General features: G+C 38.4%; 29 protein-coding genes. 2 read left to right on the top strand and 27 right to left on the bottom strand.

Features of this window, described 5'->3' with window-relative positions:
• Positions 1 to 58 precede the first annotated feature (58 nt).
• The 21 genes from A33I_RS07135 to A33I_RS07230 all read right to left on the bottom strand — a co-directional run bounded on the left by A33I_RS07135 (position 59) and on the right by A33I_RS07230 (position 11,891).
• Complete coding sequence (locus tag A33I_RS07135) at positions 59 to 1,261, bottom strand: erythromycin esterase family protein (RefSeq protein ID WP_022627806.1); 1,203 nt, start codon at positions 1,259 to 1,261, stop codon at positions 59 to 61.
• Between the two features lie 34 nt (positions 1,262 to 1,295).
• Positions 1,296 to 1,997, bottom strand: coding sequence for an HAD family hydrolase (locus tag A33I_RS07140; RefSeq protein WP_022627807.1), 702 nt, complete (start codon positions 1,995 to 1,997; stop codon positions 1,296 to 1,298).
• Entirely contained in the window at positions 1,978 to 2,685 is a 708-nt protein-coding gene (locus A33I_RS07145) for an HAD family hydrolase (protein WP_022627808.1), read from the bottom strand. Before A33I_RS07145 ends, A33I_RS07140 begins: the two co-directional genes overlap by 20 nt.
• Positions 2,686 to 2,731: 46 nt before the next feature.
• Positions 2,732 to 3,385, bottom strand: coding sequence for a hypothetical protein (locus tag A33I_RS07150; protein WP_022627809.1), 654 nt, complete (start codon positions 3,383 to 3,385; stop codon positions 2,732 to 2,734).
• A 37-nt stretch (positions 3,386 to 3,422) separates the two neighbouring features.
• Positions 3,423 to 4,100, bottom strand: a complete 678-nt coding sequence (locus A33I_RS07155) for a VOC family protein (protein ID WP_022627810.1) — start codon at positions 4,098 to 4,100, stop codon at positions 3,423 to 3,425.
• A 186-nt stretch (positions 4,101 to 4,286) separates the two neighbouring features.
• Positions 4,287 to 5,042, bottom strand: a complete 756-nt coding sequence (locus A33I_RS07160) for an aminoglycoside phosphotransferase family protein (protein ID WP_022627811.1) — start codon at positions 5,040 to 5,042, stop codon at positions 4,287 to 4,289.
• 19 nt (positions 5,043 to 5,061) lie between these two features.
• Positions 5,062 to 5,271, bottom strand: coding sequence for a hypothetical protein (locus tag A33I_RS07165; protein WP_022627812.1), 210 nt, complete (start codon positions 5,269 to 5,271; stop codon positions 5,062 to 5,064).
• Positions 5,272 to 5,283: 12 nt separating this feature from the next.
• Positions 5,284 to 5,433, bottom strand: a complete 150-nt coding sequence (locus A33I_RS21270) for an N-acetyltransferase (protein WP_022627813.1) — start codon at positions 5,431 to 5,433, stop codon at positions 5,284 to 5,286.
• A 23-nt stretch (positions 5,434 to 5,456) separates the two neighbouring features.
• Positions 5,457 to 6,245 (bottom strand): GNAT family N-acetyltransferase, encoded by a 789-nt coding sequence (locus A33I_RS07170; RefSeq protein ID WP_022627814.1) that lies wholly within the window; start codon positions 6,243 to 6,245, stop codon positions 5,457 to 5,459.
• A gap of 16 nt (positions 6,246 to 6,261) precedes the next feature.
• Positions 6,262 to 6,801 (bottom strand): DUF1572 family protein, encoded by a 540-nt coding sequence (locus tag A33I_RS07175; protein WP_022627815.1) that lies wholly within the window; start codon positions 6,799 to 6,801, stop codon positions 6,262 to 6,264.
• 29 nt (positions 6,802 to 6,830) lie between these two features.
• Positions 6,831 to 7,286, bottom strand: a complete 456-nt coding sequence (locus A33I_RS07180) for a hypothetical protein (protein ID WP_022627816.1) — start codon at positions 7,284 to 7,286, stop codon at positions 6,831 to 6,833.
• Positions 7,287 to 7,563: 277 nt separating this feature from the next.
• The gene (locus tag A33I_RS07190; RefSeq protein ID WP_022627818.1) at positions 7,564 to 8,019 is read right to left on the bottom strand and encodes a DUF4064 domain-containing protein; all 456 of its coding nucleotides are present in this window, start codon (positions 8,017 to 8,019) and stop codon (positions 7,564 to 7,566) included.
• A gap of 13 nt (positions 8,020 to 8,032) precedes the next feature.
• A complete protein-coding gene (locus A33I_RS07195) occupies positions 8,033 to 8,320 on the bottom strand; it encodes a hypothetical protein (protein ID WP_022627819.1) in 288 nt (95 codons plus the stop codon).
• 16 nt (positions 8,321 to 8,336) lie between these two features.
• Positions 8,337 to 9,068 (bottom strand): AAA family ATPase, encoded by a 732-nt coding sequence (locus A33I_RS07200; RefSeq protein WP_022627820.1) that lies wholly within the window; start codon positions 9,066 to 9,068, stop codon positions 8,337 to 8,339.
• A gap of 29 nt (positions 9,069 to 9,097) precedes the next feature.
• Complete coding sequence (locus tag A33I_RS07205; RefSeq protein ID WP_022627821.1) at positions 9,098 to 9,805, bottom strand: cytochrome c biogenesis CcdA family protein; 708 nt, start codon at positions 9,803 to 9,805, stop codon at positions 9,098 to 9,100.
• A gap of 130 nt (positions 9,806 to 9,935) precedes the next feature.
• Positions 9,936 to 10,088 carry a hypothetical protein gene (locus A33I_RS20820; protein ID WP_022627822.1) on the bottom strand — a complete coding sequence of 51 codons (153 nt, stop codon included), beginning with the start codon at positions 10,086 to 10,088 and terminating at the stop codon, positions 9,936 to 9,938.
• 12 nt (positions 10,089 to 10,100) lie between these two features.
• Positions 10,101 to 10,403, bottom strand: coding sequence for a hypothetical protein (locus tag A33I_RS07210; RefSeq protein WP_022627823.1), 303 nt, complete (start codon positions 10,401 to 10,403; stop codon positions 10,101 to 10,103).
• A gap of 15 nt (positions 10,404 to 10,418) precedes the next feature.
• Positions 10,419 to 10,844, bottom strand: a complete 426-nt coding sequence (locus A33I_RS07215) for a DUF4181 domain-containing protein (protein ID WP_022627824.1) — start codon at positions 10,842 to 10,844, stop codon at positions 10,419 to 10,421.
• 68 nt (positions 10,845 to 10,912) lie between these two features.
• Positions 10,913 to 11,326: a DUF4181 domain-containing protein gene (locus tag A33I_RS07220; RefSeq protein ID WP_022627825.1), complete on the bottom strand. Its 414-nt coding sequence runs from the start codon at positions 11,324 to 11,326 to the stop codon at positions 10,913 to 10,915.
• A gap of 28 nt (positions 11,327 to 11,354) precedes the next feature.
• Positions 11,355 to 11,549 carry a DUF3953 domain-containing protein gene (locus A33I_RS07225; protein WP_022627826.1) on the bottom strand — a complete coding sequence of 65 codons (195 nt, stop codon included), beginning with the start codon at positions 11,547 to 11,549 and terminating at the stop codon, positions 11,355 to 11,357.
• A gap of 81 nt (positions 11,550 to 11,630) precedes the next feature.
• Positions 11,631 to 11,891, bottom strand: coding sequence for a hypothetical protein (locus tag A33I_RS07230; protein ID WP_022627827.1), 261 nt, complete (start codon positions 11,889 to 11,891; stop codon positions 11,631 to 11,633).
• Positions 11,892 to 12,047: 156 nt separating this feature from the next.
• Here A33I_RS07230 and A33I_RS20825 point away from each other — a divergent pair, with 156 nt between their 5' ends.
• Together A33I_RS20825 and A33I_RS07235 are read left to right on the top strand one after the other, a co-directional pair.
• Complete coding sequence (locus A33I_RS20825) at positions 12,048 to 12,221, top strand: hypothetical protein (RefSeq protein ID WP_022627828.1); 174 nt, start codon at positions 12,048 to 12,050, stop codon at positions 12,219 to 12,221.
• Between the two features lie 15 nt (positions 12,222 to 12,236).
• Positions 12,237 to 12,536, top strand: coding sequence for a TIGR04104 family putative zinc finger protein (locus A33I_RS07235; RefSeq protein WP_022627829.1), 300 nt, complete (start codon positions 12,237 to 12,239; stop codon positions 12,534 to 12,536).
• Between the two features lie 742 nt (positions 12,537 to 13,278).
• On the opposite strand, the gene A33I_RS07240 is transcribed toward A33I_RS07235, so the two are convergent.
• From A33I_RS07240 to nagA, 6 genes are all read right to left on the bottom strand, one after another.
• Positions 13,279 to 13,833 (bottom strand): GNAT family N-acetyltransferase, encoded by a 555-nt coding sequence (locus tag A33I_RS07240; RefSeq protein ID WP_022627830.1) that lies wholly within the window; start codon positions 13,831 to 13,833, stop codon positions 13,279 to 13,281.
• Positions 13,834 to 13,845: 12 nt separating this feature from the next.
• The gene (locus A33I_RS07245; RefSeq protein WP_022627831.1) at positions 13,846 to 14,463 is read right to left on the bottom strand and encodes an FMN-binding negative transcriptional regulator; all 618 of its coding nucleotides are present in this window, start codon (positions 14,461 to 14,463) and stop codon (positions 13,846 to 13,848) included.
• Between the two features lie 213 nt (positions 14,464 to 14,676).
• On the bottom strand, positions 14,677 to 15,399 hold the full coding sequence (locus tag A33I_RS07250; protein ID WP_022627832.1) for an SIS domain-containing protein: 723 nt from the start codon (positions 15,397 to 15,399) through the stop codon (positions 14,677 to 14,679).
• Positions 15,400 to 15,412: 13 nt separating this feature from the next.
• The gene (locus A33I_RS07255; RefSeq protein WP_022627833.1) at positions 15,413 to 16,135 is read right to left on the bottom strand and encodes a GntR family transcriptional regulator; all 723 of its coding nucleotides are present in this window, start codon (positions 16,133 to 16,135) and stop codon (positions 15,413 to 15,415) included.
• A 25-nt stretch (positions 16,136 to 16,160) separates the two neighbouring features.
• On the bottom strand, positions 16,161 to 16,898 hold the full coding sequence (nagB, locus tag A33I_RS07260) for a glucosamine-6-phosphate deaminase (protein ID WP_022627834.1): 738 nt from the start codon (positions 16,896 to 16,898) through the stop codon (positions 16,161 to 16,163).
• Entirely contained in the window at positions 16,895 to 18,106 is a 1,212-nt protein-coding gene (gene nagA, locus A33I_RS07265; RefSeq protein WP_022627835.1) for an N-acetylglucosamine-6-phosphate deacetylase, read from the bottom strand. The genes nagB and nagA overlap by 4 nt, the downstream gene beginning before the upstream one ends.
• Positions 18,107 to 18,171 lie beyond the last annotated feature (65 nt).

Below are 18,171 nucleotides of genomic sequence, written 5' to 3' on the forward strand. Positions count from 1 at the left end.
TCCTCCTCGATTTATTATAATCATCCTGACTTACAAAATACTTTTTCATACCTCAAGTTCATTCACTCCGTTTTAAATAAGCAGGAGGAGATGCTTCTCGGATAAACATAATAGCATCATAATGCTTTGGCGGTTGAACAATCATAGGAGATAGTCCTGAAAATCCTAACTCTAATAATCGCCATCTTTTCCTCAACCATAGTTGATCATCGTTTTCACTTAGAGGGAGAAATACATCATTCTCTGAGGCCTCATAAAGAAGCGATTCTAAATGATACTGTTTTTTCTTCATATGTATGTTTAAATTTACCCGCAATTGTGTGGCAAAGGTTCCGCTCCCTGCATACAACCCAACAGTATATATATCTTCAGGGTACTTCTTTTGCAGCCAATACCCGACTGATTTAATTCCTAATGCTTTTGCGATCATTGGGCGTTTTTTTCTTATATGAAAATTATGAGCCCAAACAATCATCTTCTCCCCTTTATAATAATGATTCATCAGCCACTCTAGATTTTGAAACATATGTAACCCTCTTTGCACACCGGAGGCAAAATACCCTTTTAAGTTCACTTGTAACCACTGCAGCCTATTCTGTATTCCCCGCTCAATAAGTAAAAGCATCTTTTGTATTTCAGGAGTTGTTTCTCTAGTTTGTTTGATCGCTAGTAAATTTAGTATGTCTTCATAACCTTGAATGCTTTCTTTCATCTTCCCTTTTAACGACCTGGTGACCTTAAATAAAAGTTCGTCTTGAAATTCAAAGTATTGTTCTTCAGCGATTTTCATTGATTGATATAATTCATCATCTACATGACATTTCACCCATTCAACCATGTATTCTGAGACTAAAGGGTACGTAGGCTGGGGATCCATTCCGCTGAGAATGAGTGACTGAGCCCATTCGTCTTGAAACAATGGCTTCATCTCTTCATTATGGTAAATATCTAATAAGCTTTCCTGGATTTGCTTATCAGGGGAGAGATTTGTTAAGAATTCCTTGCAAAGAGTGGCTTCAAGAAGTCCGCTTTCAAGTACGACAACGTTAAACCCGTGATGTTGATGCAGGTAACGGATTAACTCTGTTTTTGTGGTAAAATAATTTCCTATTCCGTGCAAATTTTCACCAAGGAGGATGATTCGTTTATCTTTTATAAAGCGATCAATACAAGAAAAGTCATCGCTAGAATTGATTTCAAAAGCAGCTTTCTTCACTTGTTCGCGCCAGCTGTTTCTCGTTCGTTGACTGATAAAACTCATCTATATTCCCCCTTTGCAAGACCCTTTAATCATTCTACCATTTGTTTGGAACAATGCTTTGTGCGGGGGCAGTATCTTTTCTTAACAATTCAATGATTGTTGGAATTTCTAATAGGTTCTCCACAATAAAGTCCGCATCAACTTGGTCCCACCCACTGTCTACTTTCCAAATCGCTTTCATTCCAGCTTGCTGCGCTGCATAGACATCATTATCCGGATGATCGCCTACAAAAATACTTTCAGCAGAAGCTACATTCAGTCTCTCTAGTGCACGGTGAAAGATCTCCTGATTCGGCTTCTTCATCCCTTCCCATTCAGACACTAAAATAACATCAAAGAACTCTTTTATACCTAGAGCTTCAATGTTATCCATTTGGAACTGTCCGTAACCATTCGTGATCATTCCTACTAGAAGCTTCATAGATTTCAGCTCTTTAAGCATTTCTTTCAACCCATTGAAAGGAACGCAGTGATGTTTAAATTCACTGATATAATCTTCTAGCATGTTCTCCCACTGTAAAGTTGACAAATCAAATTCAGTGAGAAGCTGCTGATAGACCTTGTCTTTCCAAACATACCCCCGCTTATCTAATTCAATAAACCTAGAACAATACGTCTCTTTCGGGATATGTTTAAGGCCGTTATTAAGCCTATCATATTGATTTTCTATAAATGCATGCACAGAGGCATCTCTATTTAATAAGGTTCCATCTAAATCAAAAAGGACAGCTTTCATCTAGCATATCCCCCTTTCGCTTTTGCTTAAGTGGCCTTCCCACTAGAATTTCTTTAACCTCCTCAACACTTTCCGCTAGATACATAGGATGACACGCCGTTAACTCTTCAAAGGATCCATAGCCATATGTCACAGCAATCGAGTCAATACCGATTTGATTTGCTCCAATCAAATCATGCTCCCTATCACCAATCATCACAAAGTCGTCTAGCTCACAATCAGGATAGCAATTCAGTATAAACTGAATAATTTCTGCTTTTGAAGATCTTGAACCATCTAATTGACTTCCTACAATGAGTTCAAAATAGTGATCAATTGCAAAATATTTAAGGATCTTTTCTGCAAAAACGGTTGGCTTAGAAGTGGCCACTATCAATTTAATCCGCTGATCATTTAAAGTATGTAATAAGTGAGGAACATCTGCATACAACTCATTCTCATACATCCCCGCTCTCTTAAATCGTTCCCTGTAATAATCAATTGCCATTTGAGTTTGCCACTCGTTAAAACCGCAATATTCCGAAAATGAAACATGTAGAGGGGGACCAATAAAAGGTTTAAGCTCTTCTTCATCGGGAACAGCTTTATTCATTTTCTCTAAAGCATACTGAACGGATTTAGTAATTCCTGCTTTAGGGTCTGACAGTGTGCCATCTAAATCGAATAAAACAATTTTATACGGATTCATAGGTACCTCCTATTTAAAATTCACACCTATATCTTACCATTATTTACTATCGAGAGAAGTTGAAATTAGAAGGATATTGTTCTAATTCACTTTGCTGTATATGTTGTTGGTTGTTGAGGACACGGGCAGCATCCATTTCTAAAAAATAAGTGGCTTTGCTGAGCTCATCATAAAAGAACGGAAGGAACTCCAAGTCTTTAAATAGATAAACCTCTATTTCTCTTTCACCATTACGATACGCTTCAAAGATCCGGTGGTTTCCATTGATACAATAATACTTATTGTTAGTGAGATAATAACTTTGAATGATCATTACTGGATTTTTATGATTTGGTTTTATTTTAGCTGGATCTCTATTGATATTACCTGGATCAACAGCATCAATTATATTTTTCGGCGAGACTTTTATTGGCGACATGCCTTTTTCTTTAATTAAGGAAGTCGCCAGGTCAATATCTAAAGCATACTCAAAAATACCTGATGGATAGTCTGCATAGAGAGAAAATGTTTCCTTGCCAATCGGATGAACAACCGGATATACCTCGTTCAACTTTGATCTATTTAATAACTCTCTCCATTTAGAAGCAAGCTGCATACCGTAACTGGATGTCTTCTCCATCTCTTTAATTCGTAATTCAAAATGAAAAGAAGGGTTAAATTCACGAGACTGCCGCTCAAAGACTTCAATCCTATTTTGCAAGTCCATTCCCCCTTATTACTAGTGTAAGAAAGTTGAATTACTCTTCCTCTTCGTTCTCAATCATAACTTTACCTTGTTCTTTTCTAAAAAAGAACCTGCCCATCCCTTCTACACTCACTTCCAAGGGAAAGAAATGTGCTTCTTTATCGGTGAAAAACCAGCGCCTGCCTTCTTTAACGATAATAAACAGGCCGTGCTCATCCCCTGTTGGTGTTAAAGCCTCGCTGTCCTCTTTCCAATTCGGGATACCAATTTCATTCAGCTTCCTTACAAACGGTACAACCTCATCAACAACAATTCCGATCTCACTGACATAAAGAAAGTCCTCAATCGAGAAGGGATGATCCACTTCATTTTCTAAATCATGCCTGGCAATGAATTCTACAATGTTACCCGATGGATCTTCGAAATAGAGTGCTTGAGCATTCCAGCTCTCAAAAAACACCTCATCGGCTCCATTCTCGTAATTTAATTCTACTTTTGATTTCAGCCAAGACTTTGCTTCTTGAAATGTGTTTGAGGGAATATTTACAGCAAAGTGATAAACAGGGTTTTCCTTAGGATCAGCTTGCTTAAACGTAACTGCACTAGTGCCTATTTGTATAACAAAGCTAGTTCGATCTTCATTTAGTAATGGAAGTTCAAGTACTTCTGAGTAGAATTGTTTTAACTCCCCTAGATTGTTTGTCATTAATGTAAGATTAGTGAATTTCATTTAGTCTGCCTCCATTGCATTGTATAAAGTTTGGCTATTTTTTTTAATTAAGCCCTCTTGTTACAGCATATATTCTTTTGTGGTGACTAAACACGTCGGAAGGTTGTAAATTCTCTACAACTTTAGATGTAGAAAGTTTACTGCGTAAGGTGAACTAAAGCGTTGTTTCCACTTTAAAACAGCGCTTTACTCTAGATTAATATGATATTCAATGCACTTTATTAGCCATTCAGCTTCTGCAGCTGAGACATTTTCAGACAGCCTTGCAGCGGCAAGAATCGGAATCCATCTTAATATATCCTCCTTAGCAAACCCGCTTTTTTGACAATACAGCTGCAGGTACAATTCCGCTAATCCTTCATAGAGAGGTTGGTATAATAAGTAGGTTCTGCAAACGTCAGCCAAAATGTCTCCAGAACTTGCATCTACCCAATCAATGATTGAAACACGATCATCCTCTGTGACTATTAAGTTAAATAAATGAAAATCTCCGTGACATAGTTTCTCTTCATATTTCACCATTAATAGTTTTTGAAGCAGATAAGATCTTTTTTTCTGATGTAATTGATTCGCTGCTTTTATTTGCCTAGTTAATTTCGCTTTCATTGACTCAAGAGTAACCGTATTCACACTATGTATCCTCTGTTGGACATCTATCGAAAGGTTGATATAGTCTTCTGCATGCTCTATATTCTCCATTAGCAGCTCACCCATTGTTTTACCTTTTATATACTCCATCACAATGGCTTGCTTCTCATTAATCCGGGTAACATCAAACACTTCAGGTACAAAGAGCCCCGCCTCGTAAGCATGCCTTTGCTTATTTGCTTCATAACCTGCTTCTGTAGGAGGCAAGTAATCCTTGAAAATCTTTATGATCCTTCCATCTATCAGATAGATCTTTGCTGTATTACCACTTGCAATCGGTGTACCTAATATCACTTAAATCCTCCTCTATTTCTCAACGATTCCTTCTTTCCATGCCCGAATTCTTACGGTTAAGTAACACCCCGAGGATCACTAGGGTTAAGAAGAATAAGGCTAGCACGACAAAGAATACAGCAAAAGCTAATTCTTGATTACTGTAGTTTCTAAATGCATAAAGTGCCATGGTCATCGCACTAATAAGTAATGAGAACAAGATCAGAGGACGAAAGTAACTAGTCTTCACTTTATCTACTCCTTACGCTGCTTCTTCAAATCTTTTTTCAACCTTAATAAAGTCACAATTTTTTTCAACAGCTATGGTCTCTATTTCTTCTAATAATGATGTACCATAGCCCGAGCCTCGGAATTGAAAAGCTCGTATGATACATCTTTTAGATTCGAGCAATTAGTGTCATCCTCTTAAACATATTAAGCTAAGCTAAAATCAACAATGGATACCTGTGCAGCCGTCTCATAGCCTAAATCTTTATATAACCGGATAGCTGGAAGATTATCTCCCAACACACCTAGATAAATATCAGAGGTTAACTCTATACCTAGATGCGTTAACTCACTTGTCAGCTTCTTGCCTAGACCTCTGCCTCTGTACTCTGGATGCGTATAAATATTTCCGAGCTCGACATATGATCGGTCATAGAAATGAAATCCCCCGGCTGCAATAAATTGATTTTCTTCTTTCACACCATAAAAAGGACAGCGAATTAATTCCTCGCTCATAAAGAATTTCATTCCTCCCTCATGTAAAAACCTAGTTATATTTTGGAATTCCTCTTCAATCACACGTTTACTTATAGTAGAGTCCAATAGGTTAGACTCGTCTACATGTTTCATTGACAGAAAAGTCTGTGGTGGATTTTTAAGGAGATTATGAGCTTCAAAGAGTTCAAGTTCCTTTGTACCAAGGATGGTTCCACAGATTATCTTATGATCTAACTCTGTGACCTCTCTAGTAAAAGTCATCAGTTCTGGTACATAGACTTCGTTTACATTAACACAGTAAAATGAAAAAGCAGGGAATGGGAAGTTACTTATGTAGCCTAAAACAGCTGTCAAATGCCCCTCGACATATTGACCAATAAATAATGCACTATCTCTTCGCTGTGTTAAATAGCTGAAAAAAAGCAGGTTCTTCTCTTTATTTATTTGTTGGATCAATTGATTAATCGTTTCTTCTGCAAGGAGCTCATGTGTTACCATTCGTCTTTCATCTCCATTATTGATCTCGGTATTTTTCCATCAGTTCTCTCTTAAATTCTTCTGATTTTCCTTTTGGAATACTCAGGCTGCTCCAATCGCTTCCCTTAATTTGTTTGGCTATGTATACGATTTGCCCAATATGATAGGAATAGTGGGATAACTGCCTTTCGATTGCTTCTATAACAAGATGACCTTCTCCGCGGATGTATACCGTCTTTAATAAATCATCTTCTTTTAAATGTGTAATTGAATTAAGCATGATAGCCCATCCATTATCCCAATATTCGATCAATTCCACTTTTGAATATGTAGTCACTGTAAATTCTTCATCACGGTTACGCCATTCCTTCTCCCCATCTGAGGTCAAAAAATCTGTCCATCTTGAAACCATATTCCCACTGATATGCTTGATGATTACCGCTATACTATTCGATTCATCGTTTAACGACCATAGCAGCTCTTCATCCGATAATTGCTCTAACGTTTTGTCACCCAGATCTTTCACACTTTGAAAACGTGCATTGACAACTCTTATGTATTCTTCACTAATGTTCATTTAGACCCCCTAGATAACATAGACATCCTCTAACTTCGAGGCGACAACACTTCCATTAACCCTACAATATAATAGGCGTATTGCTGGGTATGAAGGGAATGCAGCTCCTGTTCTTTATCAAATCTAAATAACTCCTGTGGTGATTTTAGTGAATCTGCATAATGTAGATAGACGCTGTAATCAACAAAGGAGGCAAAATATGTTGATTGAATTTCATTAAATTGTTCCTCTGAAAGGGAGGCTGCGGTATATAAGTAGGTCTGATAACTTCCGCTTTGTAAAACGTTACGTGTATCTGTTTTTAACATCACTTCTGTGTATTCTTCTTCGTTTAAATACTCTTTAGCCTGATCTACTAAGATAAGTTGTTCTTCTGATAACATTCCGGCGTTAAATGCTTTTTCCGTTTGTTGATCACAGCCTGAAAAAAAACACATACTAACAGCCAACCCTACAAAGACGGCGACATATTTCAATACGCCCATACCCTCACCTCCCTGACTAGTGATAACATTAATGAACTATGGAGTATGTTTTTCTTTCCCTCCTCTAATTATAAGAGCTCCTGAACTTAGAATGGCGATACCTGCTATATTCATAATGATGTTTCCAAAGGTACCAAAGCTATTAACAGTCAAACTCAATAAGAAAGCTCCAATTAGAATAATTGGTATGCCAAAAAGGAAGTTCACCACTCGCACTCTTTCCCCATCCTTTCATACGAGCTGCTAGATAAAAAGTTCCCAACTATTTCTCGTTTTTTCATCTAGACTCAACCTTTAATTCCCTTCCCCCGCTTTCTCCTTTTAAAAGCAGTGATCCTGAAATCACCTGCATGATCGGTGGAATGACAGTAAAGCAGGATGCAGCCGCTGCAAACATAAAGAGACTGCCAGACATTTTGCTGTTTTTAGTTAATATGAATAAGCTCACTATAGTTAAAGCGACAGAAAGGATTAGCGCTCCAATCGGCAGGTACATATATTGATTTATGTAGTGCAAAGTATCTGTTGCAAATTCATCTGGCTGGATTTGCAAGGTCCCAGATAAGGTATCGCGCTGTACTTTAGGATCCATCTGATACAAGTCAATCACCACAGAACGTATACCTTGATGTTGTTCTAACGGTCCAATCGAAAGCAAAAAAACGATGCCACCAACTAACAGTCCTAACGAAATCACTGAGATAAAACGGATCATCATGTGTTTCTTATTCATCTCATCACCTAATTTACTGTTTATTTTTGTATGTATGAACTGTGAAACCTTGTACGAGAAATGTGATTAAAATAAGAATCCACATCAAATCACGGTACGTTTCAAACGAATAATTTATGAATGAGTGGGTGACTTCAATCAACAGCCACCCAATCGGCATAATTGGTAGAGCTGCCTTATAAGAATGATTGAGGATTTTATGCCCTCGTTCACTTTTCCCTTCACCGCTTCTTATAAAGGTGAAAAGAACATACAAAGCATAGAAAAAGAATGGTAATAATAGTGCTCCTATAATCTTCATTATCAACCTCCCAAAACTATTCTAATGAATCGTCTTTAAAAAGCTCTTCTAGCATACGTTCTCTATTTTGCAAAAATGATTTCGTGATGAGATAATGATCGGTCGTCTCATACTCTACTTTCTCCATGCGATCTTGATCAAAGCTAAAGATGTCAGCTCTTGGATATCCTAATAAAATCGGTGAATGAGTGGCGATAATGAATTGAGCATTTCCTGATGAAGCTAAGTCATGAATGATTCTCAAAAATGTCAGCTGTCGTTGCGGCGACAATGCTGCCTCGGGCTCATCAAGTAAATAAATCGCTTTCCCATTAAAACGATTTAAAAATAAAGATAAGAATGATTCCCCGTGTGATTGCTCATGAAGAGACCTGCCTCCATATGCTTGAAAGCCCGTCGTATCTACTTCATCAATATGAGTGGCAAAATGATAAAACGATTCCGCGCGAAGAAAAAAGCCGTTCGTCGTTTTCGGCATCCAAGACAACCTGATATACTCCCCAAGCGCAGATTCTGAAGCATGCGTCTCATAAAGATTATTCCGGCTGCCGCCCGCTGTATTAAATTCACATTTATCCGCAATCGCTTCTAATAACGTCGATTTACCAGATCCATTTTCCCCCACAAAGAACGTCACATTCTTGTCTAACTCTATCTCCTCAAGATTCTTAATAGCAGGAATCGTAAAAGGAAAAGCTGTGAAAGTGGGAATATCTTCACGAAGAAGGGTTATTCTTTTTAGAAACATGTGCATCACCTTCACCTTTAACTATTTAATTAAAATAAACCTCTGAAAAACTGTTGAATCTGGTTACCCCATATATTGACGTAATACATCTTATTAAAGAAAATCGTTACACCTAATATAATCATGATCACGCCGCCAATTTTCATTAAACCGGCTGAGTACTTGGTAAGAAAACGAACTTTTCCAATTGCAAATCCCATCGCTATAAAAGGAACCGAAAAACCGAGGGAAAAGGCTGTTACATTGATAAATGCACCTGCCGGGTTGGCAACAGATGAGTACATAATTGCACTGAAGATCGGCCCAATACAAGCCGTCCATCCTGCTGAAAAGATCAATCCGATTAAAAAGGTATTGATGTAGGAGACTTTTTTAGGACGATACTTCATTCTCCATTCAGACATCAGTAATTTCGGCTCGATCACTCCAACTAAAAAAAGCCCTACTAATACAAGAAAAATACCACCGAGCTGCTGGATTAACATTTGATTTTCAATAAACAGCCTGCCAAACAGACTTGCTGAAAAGCCAAGGACATAATAAATGATTGAAAATCCTACGCAAAACAAACTTGAGTGCGTAAGGGTGATTTTCCAAAGTTTCTTATTTGTTTTCAATTCGTGCACCGAGACTCCGGTGATATAAGATATAAAAGATGGATATAAAGGCAGTGTACAGGGCGATAGAAAGGCTAAGACCCCTGCTGCAAACGCTAAATAAATCGTAATCTCTTCCATATTCCGCTTCCTCTCTTATGTCGTCTTACAAGCTGATTAAATGATATCATCCAATTCAGTAAAAAAATGGAGAGGATATGGATATTTACTGACATTCTTTTACTTTATGTAGGTAATCTATACATTTATTTTATTGATCTCCATCTTTCCTATCAGTCTCATTTTGCTGCTTTAATAAGTTTATGATCTCTTCATTTTGCTCGTTCATCTTAGCTATTTTCTTCTCAATGGCAAATAACGTTGCCATTAGTAAAGCAAAGGCTATAAGTGCAAAAATAAACATCTCATCTCTCCTTTATAATTGAAAAAGGATCGGTCCGAGACCGTCTCCTTCCACTGATAAATAAATATATACAGTAAAAAGGATGATAAACAAAGAGGTAACAACCGCTCCTAGCGAACTAATAGTCAGCCATAAGGAGTCTGGATAAGCTTTTCGAATCGCTTTCATTCCTGAGACTAGACTGACAGAAATTAATAATAGACAGGTGGTAAAGCCAATAACTGGATTTAAATAAGAAAGACTCCCGCTTAAGAAAAGAACAAAAAAAGTCGTCTGCAATAATAAGCTTAGGATTACGAAATGGTATGTTTGCATGGTCAACATCCTTTGTTAAAGATAGATAATGTGCGTTAGTCCCATAAGCGTCGCAATGGAAATAAATGTCGCTGCGGCCGCTATATCATGATAATACCTTCTCTGACTCTTATTCTCTTTCCACTCTTCAAAAGCTCGAAATGTACTTAGAACAGCCGAAAACAAAGTGAACACTACACTGCTTAATATATGTAAAACAGGTGACAAGTCAACAGATTCGGTAATAAGAACGACAAATAGCAATATTATAAATATCAATATCGATAGTGAAAACAACCCAATATCAACAGCAGTATAGATTAACTTTCTTTCTACGGAAAATATACTTACTTTCCCCATTGGAATGCCCCATTTACGTTTAAAAAGATATTCTGAAACGATTAAAAAAGCTGCTAATATGAAGATAGTGCCTAAAATTAACACGATAACCGCTGCTTGCAATCCATTTCCTCCTTTAATACTTAATGTAAATTCCAAACTCACAAACTGATTGCATTTTAGCTCATTCATTAGAAATAAATGATACTTATTAGACCTAAGAATGCTGACATAACTAGGCACATCACTACTGTGGCGATTTCATGATAGTACATTCTTTCACTTCGATTTTCTTTCCACCCTTCAACTGCACGCACTACAGATAGAAGCGCAAAAAATAGGGTCATTACGAAGCTATTAAATAGAGGAAGCAGTACACTGTTCGCTTGATATACAATAACAAGCATAATGAATACAGTTAGAATAAACAACACTAACAACCCTATCTCTACACCCGTATAAATTAATTTTCTCTCCTCAGAAAACATCGTTACCTTTCCTCTTGGAATGCCCCATTTACGTTTAAAAAGATATTCTGAAACGATCAAAAAAGCTGCTAATATGAAGATAGTGCCTAAAATTAACACGATAATCGCTGCTTGCAATCCATTTCCTCCTGACATCATTAATCAACTAGCTTCCTAGCATCACACTCTGCACACCCACAATTAAAACAAACATCGCCGCAAAAACACTTAAATACCCTGCAGCCGCTTTTGTATTTTTTCGTAATTCAATCACACCTGTTGTGAGAAGCATCATGCCTAAAAGGAACATAAGAAGATTCATATAATCAAAGTTTTGCGTGAACTTTCCAAAAGAAGCCAAGCCAACAACAGCTATTGCTAAGACAAACCGTAGTACATGTAAAATCTAGATCTCCTCCTATTCCTACAGAAACGTTCCTGCTTATATCTTCATTTTCTGGTACTGAATCTCTATATTTTTTGCAACTTCAAGACTTGCTCCTTCGTCATACACAATCCCATTTACTTCTGCTCCAATCGAAGCTTTTGAGTATTTTTTTAAAATGAGATCACCTTGTACTGGAGCCGTTAACTCTAATTTGGCACCTGGTAAAACCGTGAGATTGCCATTAATCTCAGCCATCACTTTTGTATCTGCTTCTATAATGACATCGCTGTTTCGTTTTTCAAAAAATAAGTTCATATAGCTTCAACTCCTCTATCTTTCAACGGATACCCACACCTTAACATAGAAATGTGAAATAAGTATAAAATCTGTCGCTTTATCCAAAATCTTCTTTTTATTATTTGTTACACTAGATAGAGAACTTTTGAAAGCTACGTTAGGAGAGGTTTACATATGGATGGCTATCATATTCCATCAATGATTTTTCAAGTATTTAATTTTATTATTTTGTTTACGATCATCTTTTTTATTATTCGATATTTGGTGAATGCGTCTAAACAGCGTAAAGAGATAAATAGACGTTTGCAAGCTATTGAAGAAAAGCTGAATAATATGAATCATCGGTAGAAGGAGGGATCATGCTTGAAATTACCTGCATGCTGGAGCTGTAAAAAACAGTTTATCTACGGAAAACTGTTACTGTTTTGGGGAGGAAGGACTATCTGCCCTCTCTGCGAAAAAACAAATTATTTAACCCCAGAATCAAGAAAAAAGGGCGCTTGGTATACACCGATTCTTATCATTCTCATGGTTATTGGCTTAAATATGTTTGACATAGGATTTTCTGGGATTATTCTTTACGGCCTCATTTTCTTATTAATAGGATTATCACTCAGCCCATTCACATTTAAATTTACAGATGAAAATGAACCGTTGTTTTAGGTCCCATAAACGGTTAAAACAACTAAAATTATTTACCTTCCCTGCAGTAATTGTTGATCTCCGCTGCAGGCGCACGCTTTCCGCGGGCGGCCCGGGAGCCTCCTCGTCGCAGTAGCTCCTGTGGGATCTCCCTGGTCACGCTAATCCCACTGGAGTCGGCGCCTTCCGCTCTAATCAACGGAGCGAAGATATTGTTAAGCTGATCCCTCATATAAGCAGCTGTTCAGCGATTTTAGTAAAACGAAGTACCGTATTTAAGTTTTTATGATTTGAACAGAACCTAACTAAATCGGACCACATAATAATTACAAAAAACAGTAAACAAGCGGATGAAATATGTGTAGACTTCTGTGGGGACTAGAGCAGGGGTGAGATCCCACAGGGCCAATGCCCGAGGAAGCTCACCAGCTCCCCACGAAAAGCGAAGCATATTTCAGTAGCGGCGACTATGCTATAACCCTTGTTTAAGGTATTTCAAGATAAATAATCTTTGAAGCCATAACTAAATCGCTCCGCATAATAATTACAAAATACAAAAACGTAACGGATGAACTATGCGTAGAAGGGGCCTAGAGCAGGAGTGAGATCCCATAGGGCATTAGCTAGAGAAAGCTCACCAGCTCACCGAGGAAAGCAAAGCATATTTCAGTAACGAAGACTATGCAATAACCCTTGTTTAAGGCACTTAATGTTTAATAGCATTCTTTGTTTAGATGATAAAGCGATTATTTATCCCGCCCTATTAACCCCACTCTTCTTTCAACAATGAATACATATACAAATCATCAAATTTCCCTTGCGTGTATTCATATTTGCGTAGCAGGCCTTCTTTAACAAACCCATGTTTTCCTGCTAGTCGCTGCGAAGCAATATTGAGAGGTTCAATCAATGCCTCAATTCTTTCAAGCTGCATGTCTTGAAACCCGGTACTTATCACAGCTTGGAATGCTTCACTTGCTATTCCTTGCCCCCAATACTCCCTGCTAAGCTCTGTTCCAATTTCTGCTCGAAAATGCTTTTTTGCTCTATTAAGGAACCCGCAGCTTCCGATTAGCTGATCCTTCCCCTTCAAGGTGATGCCCCATCTCATTCCTGAACCTTCTTTATGGATCGTATGATACCAATCAATTTCACTTTTGGCATCTTCTAAAGATTTAAACCGTTCTAAACCGATATGCCTAACTACTTCAGGATCAGACATGTAGTTCAACATATCGGCTGCATCATCATATGTAACTTCGCGCAGCTTTAGTCGTTTTGTTTCGAGCACAGGAAAGGCGCCTTTTTTTTGATTCATTTAACTTCACTCCTAACCATTGTTCATAAGCTGTGCCATCATCCACTCAGCAATCAGCTTATCATTGGTATGCTCACTTTTCGCTAACTGTTCTGCTACCCGTTCTTGGCGTTCTTTTGGATGATTTTGACTAAGCTTGGCTTTCCCCTCAATTTCTGTGATTTTGATTCGGAACGCTTGGATTCCTTTTCTTAGTCCATCTATATAATCAGCATCAATTTCATTAAGATTGTATGTACTATCAGGGCCTTCATATTTATCTATCAATTGAAGAAGAGCTGCCATTGTGCTCTTTTCTTCATCGATTAATTCAACGCTGCCGTACACATGTACTGATAGATAATTCCACGTTGGAACAGCTGTTCCTGTTTCATACCAAGTTGGTGAAATATAACTATGCGGACCTTGGAATACTGCGAGCACCATTTGCCCTTCAATGTCCTTCCATTGTGAGTTAGGACGTGCGAAATGGCCGTATAAATAACAGCTATCCTCATCTAGCATTAACGGTAAATGTGTTGCATTTGGTCTTCCTTTATGCTGGCTGAACAGGGTGGCAAAACCATTCTCGTTTATGACTTTCTCTATTACTGCTTGATCATTCAGCTTAAAAGCTTTTGGGATATACATAGGGATTCCCCTTTCTTTTTTACTGCTTATCTAATACCATTTATATTAACGTAATTTTCCAAAAATAAAAATAAGAAAGAGGTGAACTTCTCGGATGACGTTAGAAATTCTGTTGTTCAACGTCTTTTAAAGATTCCTTATTCTCCCATACTAAAAACCCCAGACAAAGTCTAGGGCGAATCTACATTTTTGCAAAAGCTTTTTGTAAACTTTTTAAAAGCGAATGCGGTCCGAATATTGATCCATCAGTTTTTGATTATACTCATCAGACCCATCTATGTTTCCGCTTTTAAATACAGGCGGTGTCTTGCCTGATTGAATCAGATTATCGACCGCACCTGCCATTAGCGCATTGATTAAGGCCAGTCCAATCACAGAGGACGTGGGGCCAAACGAGAGCTCCCCTCTATGCAGTACGCCATCGCCTGGTTTTGTATGATTGTTCAAAACAAGATCAACCGCATCCGCTAACAGCTTCCCGCTTTTATGCCTGGATGCTTGAGATCGATTATATAAGAGAGACGTTATGCCAATCACGTATGCCCCTTGCGCTTTTCCATAAAGGGCAAGATCAATCGGCACTGGATTCCTGCCAGAGGTGGAGGCAACAAGCAACACATCCCCGCTTCTAATATCGAGCTGTCCCTTTATCTCCTGAAAATAATCCTCACTTCGTTCCAGTTTAGAAGAATTAGCGGCTCCTTTATGCAGCATCAATTCTTCGATAAAAATCGGCTGTACAGGTACAAGGCCGCCAGCGCGGTAAAACACTTCTTCTGAAAGCATATGAGAATGCCCACAGCCAAACACGTGTACAATCCCTCCACTTTTTATGGCGTGAGCGATGTTAGAAGCCGCTTTTTCGATAGACTCAACTTCGGTTACTTCTACCTTTTTTAATAGTGCTTCAATCTGCTCAAAATAGTTCGTAATCAATAAAACCCCTCATTTAGCGTTTTAATTTAGATGTAAATTTATAACGGTCGGCCCGGTACGAAGAACGAACGATCTCAAATGGGGTGCCATTTTTTAAGTACGTACATCTTTCAATTAAAAGGATCGGATCACCCTCATTTATTTTCAACAGTTCCACCTCTAAATCATTGGCAAGAGCTGACTCTATTACTTGTGTCGCTTCGCCGATCTCAAGCTGAAGTTTTTCTTCTATATATTGATATAATGATTGGTTAATTATTTCTTCAGTCAGCCCTTTAATCAGGTTGGCAGAGATATAACACGTTTCAAGAGCCATCGGAGTATTGTCAGCCATCCGTATTCGTTTGATTTCATATACAGGTGTATATTCAGAGATGTGCAATACAGCCGCAATATTAGCAGAAACTGGGATTAATTCAAACGAGAGAAGTTTGCTGCTTGGAGTAAGACCTCTTCCTTTCATATCTTCCGTGAAACTGGTCAATCCTTGAAGCGGCTGTTCAAATTTCTTTTCCGCAATAAATGTTCCGCTTCCTTTTTTACGATAAATCAAGCCGTCATTCACAAGGTTATTGATGGCTTGCCTGATTGTCATACGGCTCACATCAAACTGCTCCGCATATTCTCGCTCTGGCGGGAGAACGTCTCCTGGCTTTAATTCCCCTTTTTCAATTCGTTCTTTTATATATTCTTCAATCTGGCTGTAAATTGGCAGAGGTGAATTTTTATCTATCATCAAAATAAAACCAGTCTCCTTTCTGTTAACGAGTGATTCCTGTCGCCATGAGCGCTTCGTTGTCAGCAATAATTGTAACACGAGGATGTGTTTTTAAAATAGAAGCAGGAAAGTCCTCGCTTGGTAATTGATCTGATAACAATCGTTCGAGCGCCTCACTTTTTGCCTCTCCTGAGACAAGGAGCAGAATTTCTTTACTTGCCATAATCGAAGCAATCCCCATTGTAATTGCATGTGTCGGCACATCATCAATTGACGGGAAAAAGCGTGCATTGGCCTCTCTAGTGGATTCAGCAAGCGCAACAACATGCGTTTCACTTTGAAAGGATGTACCTGGCTCATTAAATCCAATATGCCCGTTCGCACCAATTCCAAGAATCTGTAAATCAATAGAAGATTCCTTCACTTTTGCCTCATAACGAACACATTCCTCCTCCTTATCCAATACATCTCCGTTTGGAATATGCGTATGATTTAAAGGAAGATCAATATGATTAAATAACACATCTTTCATATAAAAATGATAGCTGTTTGGATCTTCCGACGAAAGCCCGATGTATTCATCAAGGTTAAACGTTGAAATCTGCTGATATGACGTCCCTTTTTGCTTGTGATCTTCAATGATATATTGATAGGTGCCCTTAGGCGTACTTCCAGTTGCTAAACCTAGCGTCATCTTAGGGTTAGCTTTTACTTTATCTATAATATAACGAGCACTAGCCTTGCTCATTTCCTCATAATTATCTACTCTTACAATATTCATGATTCCACTCCTTCTTGGAAAGCAATATGTCCCTTACAAATGGTCAATACAACTTGATTATGCTTGTCTATAAGCACAAGGTCCGCATCTTTTCCAACGGTAATACTGCCTGTGTTATCCCAAATCCCTGTCTGTTTCGCTGGGTTCACCGCCGTCATTTTAGTTATGTCCCTTAGTGAGCAGCCAGTATAAGCGATCATATTTCTTACAGCCTCATCCATTTTCACAATACTTCCAGCGAGCGTCCCATCGGCTAATAATGCTTTGCCGTTTTCTACCTTTACTTCCTGTCCTCCTAAGTCATATGTTCCTTCTCCAAGCCCTTTCGCTCTCATGGCATCTGTAATTAAAATAATCTCATCCGCCCCTTTTGCTCTATAGGTACTCTTCACGACTGTCGGATGAATATGCACGCCATCCACAATCATTTCGACCATTAATTCAGAATGGGCTATTGCTGCACCCGCAACACCTGGTTCCCTGTGGTGCAGACCTCTCATGCCGTTATATAAATGGGTGACATGCGATAAGCCCTTATCAATCGCCTCCACAATGACCGGATAAGTGGCATCCGAATGTCCGATCGATACGACCGTGCCATTTTTCTGCACTTCTTCTAAAAAAGCGAGTCCATTCGTTTCTTCTGGTGCCATCGTTACTATTTTAATTTGATGATTTGAACATTCTTGCCATTGATTAAAAAGCTCGATATCAGGTTCTTTAATATGGTGAAGAGGCTGTGCTCCTGCTCGTTTATCCGAAATGAAAGGCCCTTCTAGGTGTACACCTGCCATATCTGCACCAAGATTTGAGGCGTTTACCTCTTTATAGAGAGCCGTTTGTTTTAAAGCCTCTTCGATTAATTCTTCAGATTGGGTGATTGTTGTTGCTAAAAAGCTTGTCGTCCCTTCGCTCGGAAGATACTCAGCAATCACTCTTAGCGACTCAACACTGCTATCCATCGTATCAGCCCCATTGGCCCCGTGAATATGAATATCAACAAAGCCAGGAAGCAGCGAATACTCATTGGTATAATCCAAAACCGTGTCCGTTTCAGCGTATTTAAACGCATCCATAGATCCAACCTCTGCAATTTTCCCGTCATGTATTCTAATAAACCCGTTTGTAATCAGGTTCATCTCCTCATAAATCTCCACATTTGTAATAAAAAGATTCTCTTTCATAGCTTCTCTCACATCCTTCTTCAAAACAAAACCACTTTTATTTGTCTATACCAATTCTATATTATTTTCTTTGTTAATTCAATAAACGA

Source organism: Alkalihalophilus marmarensis DSM 21297 (assembly GCF_000474275.2).
Lineage (GTDB): Bacteria > Bacillota > Bacilli > Bacillales > Bacillaceae_D > Alkalihalophilus > Alkalihalophilus marmarensis.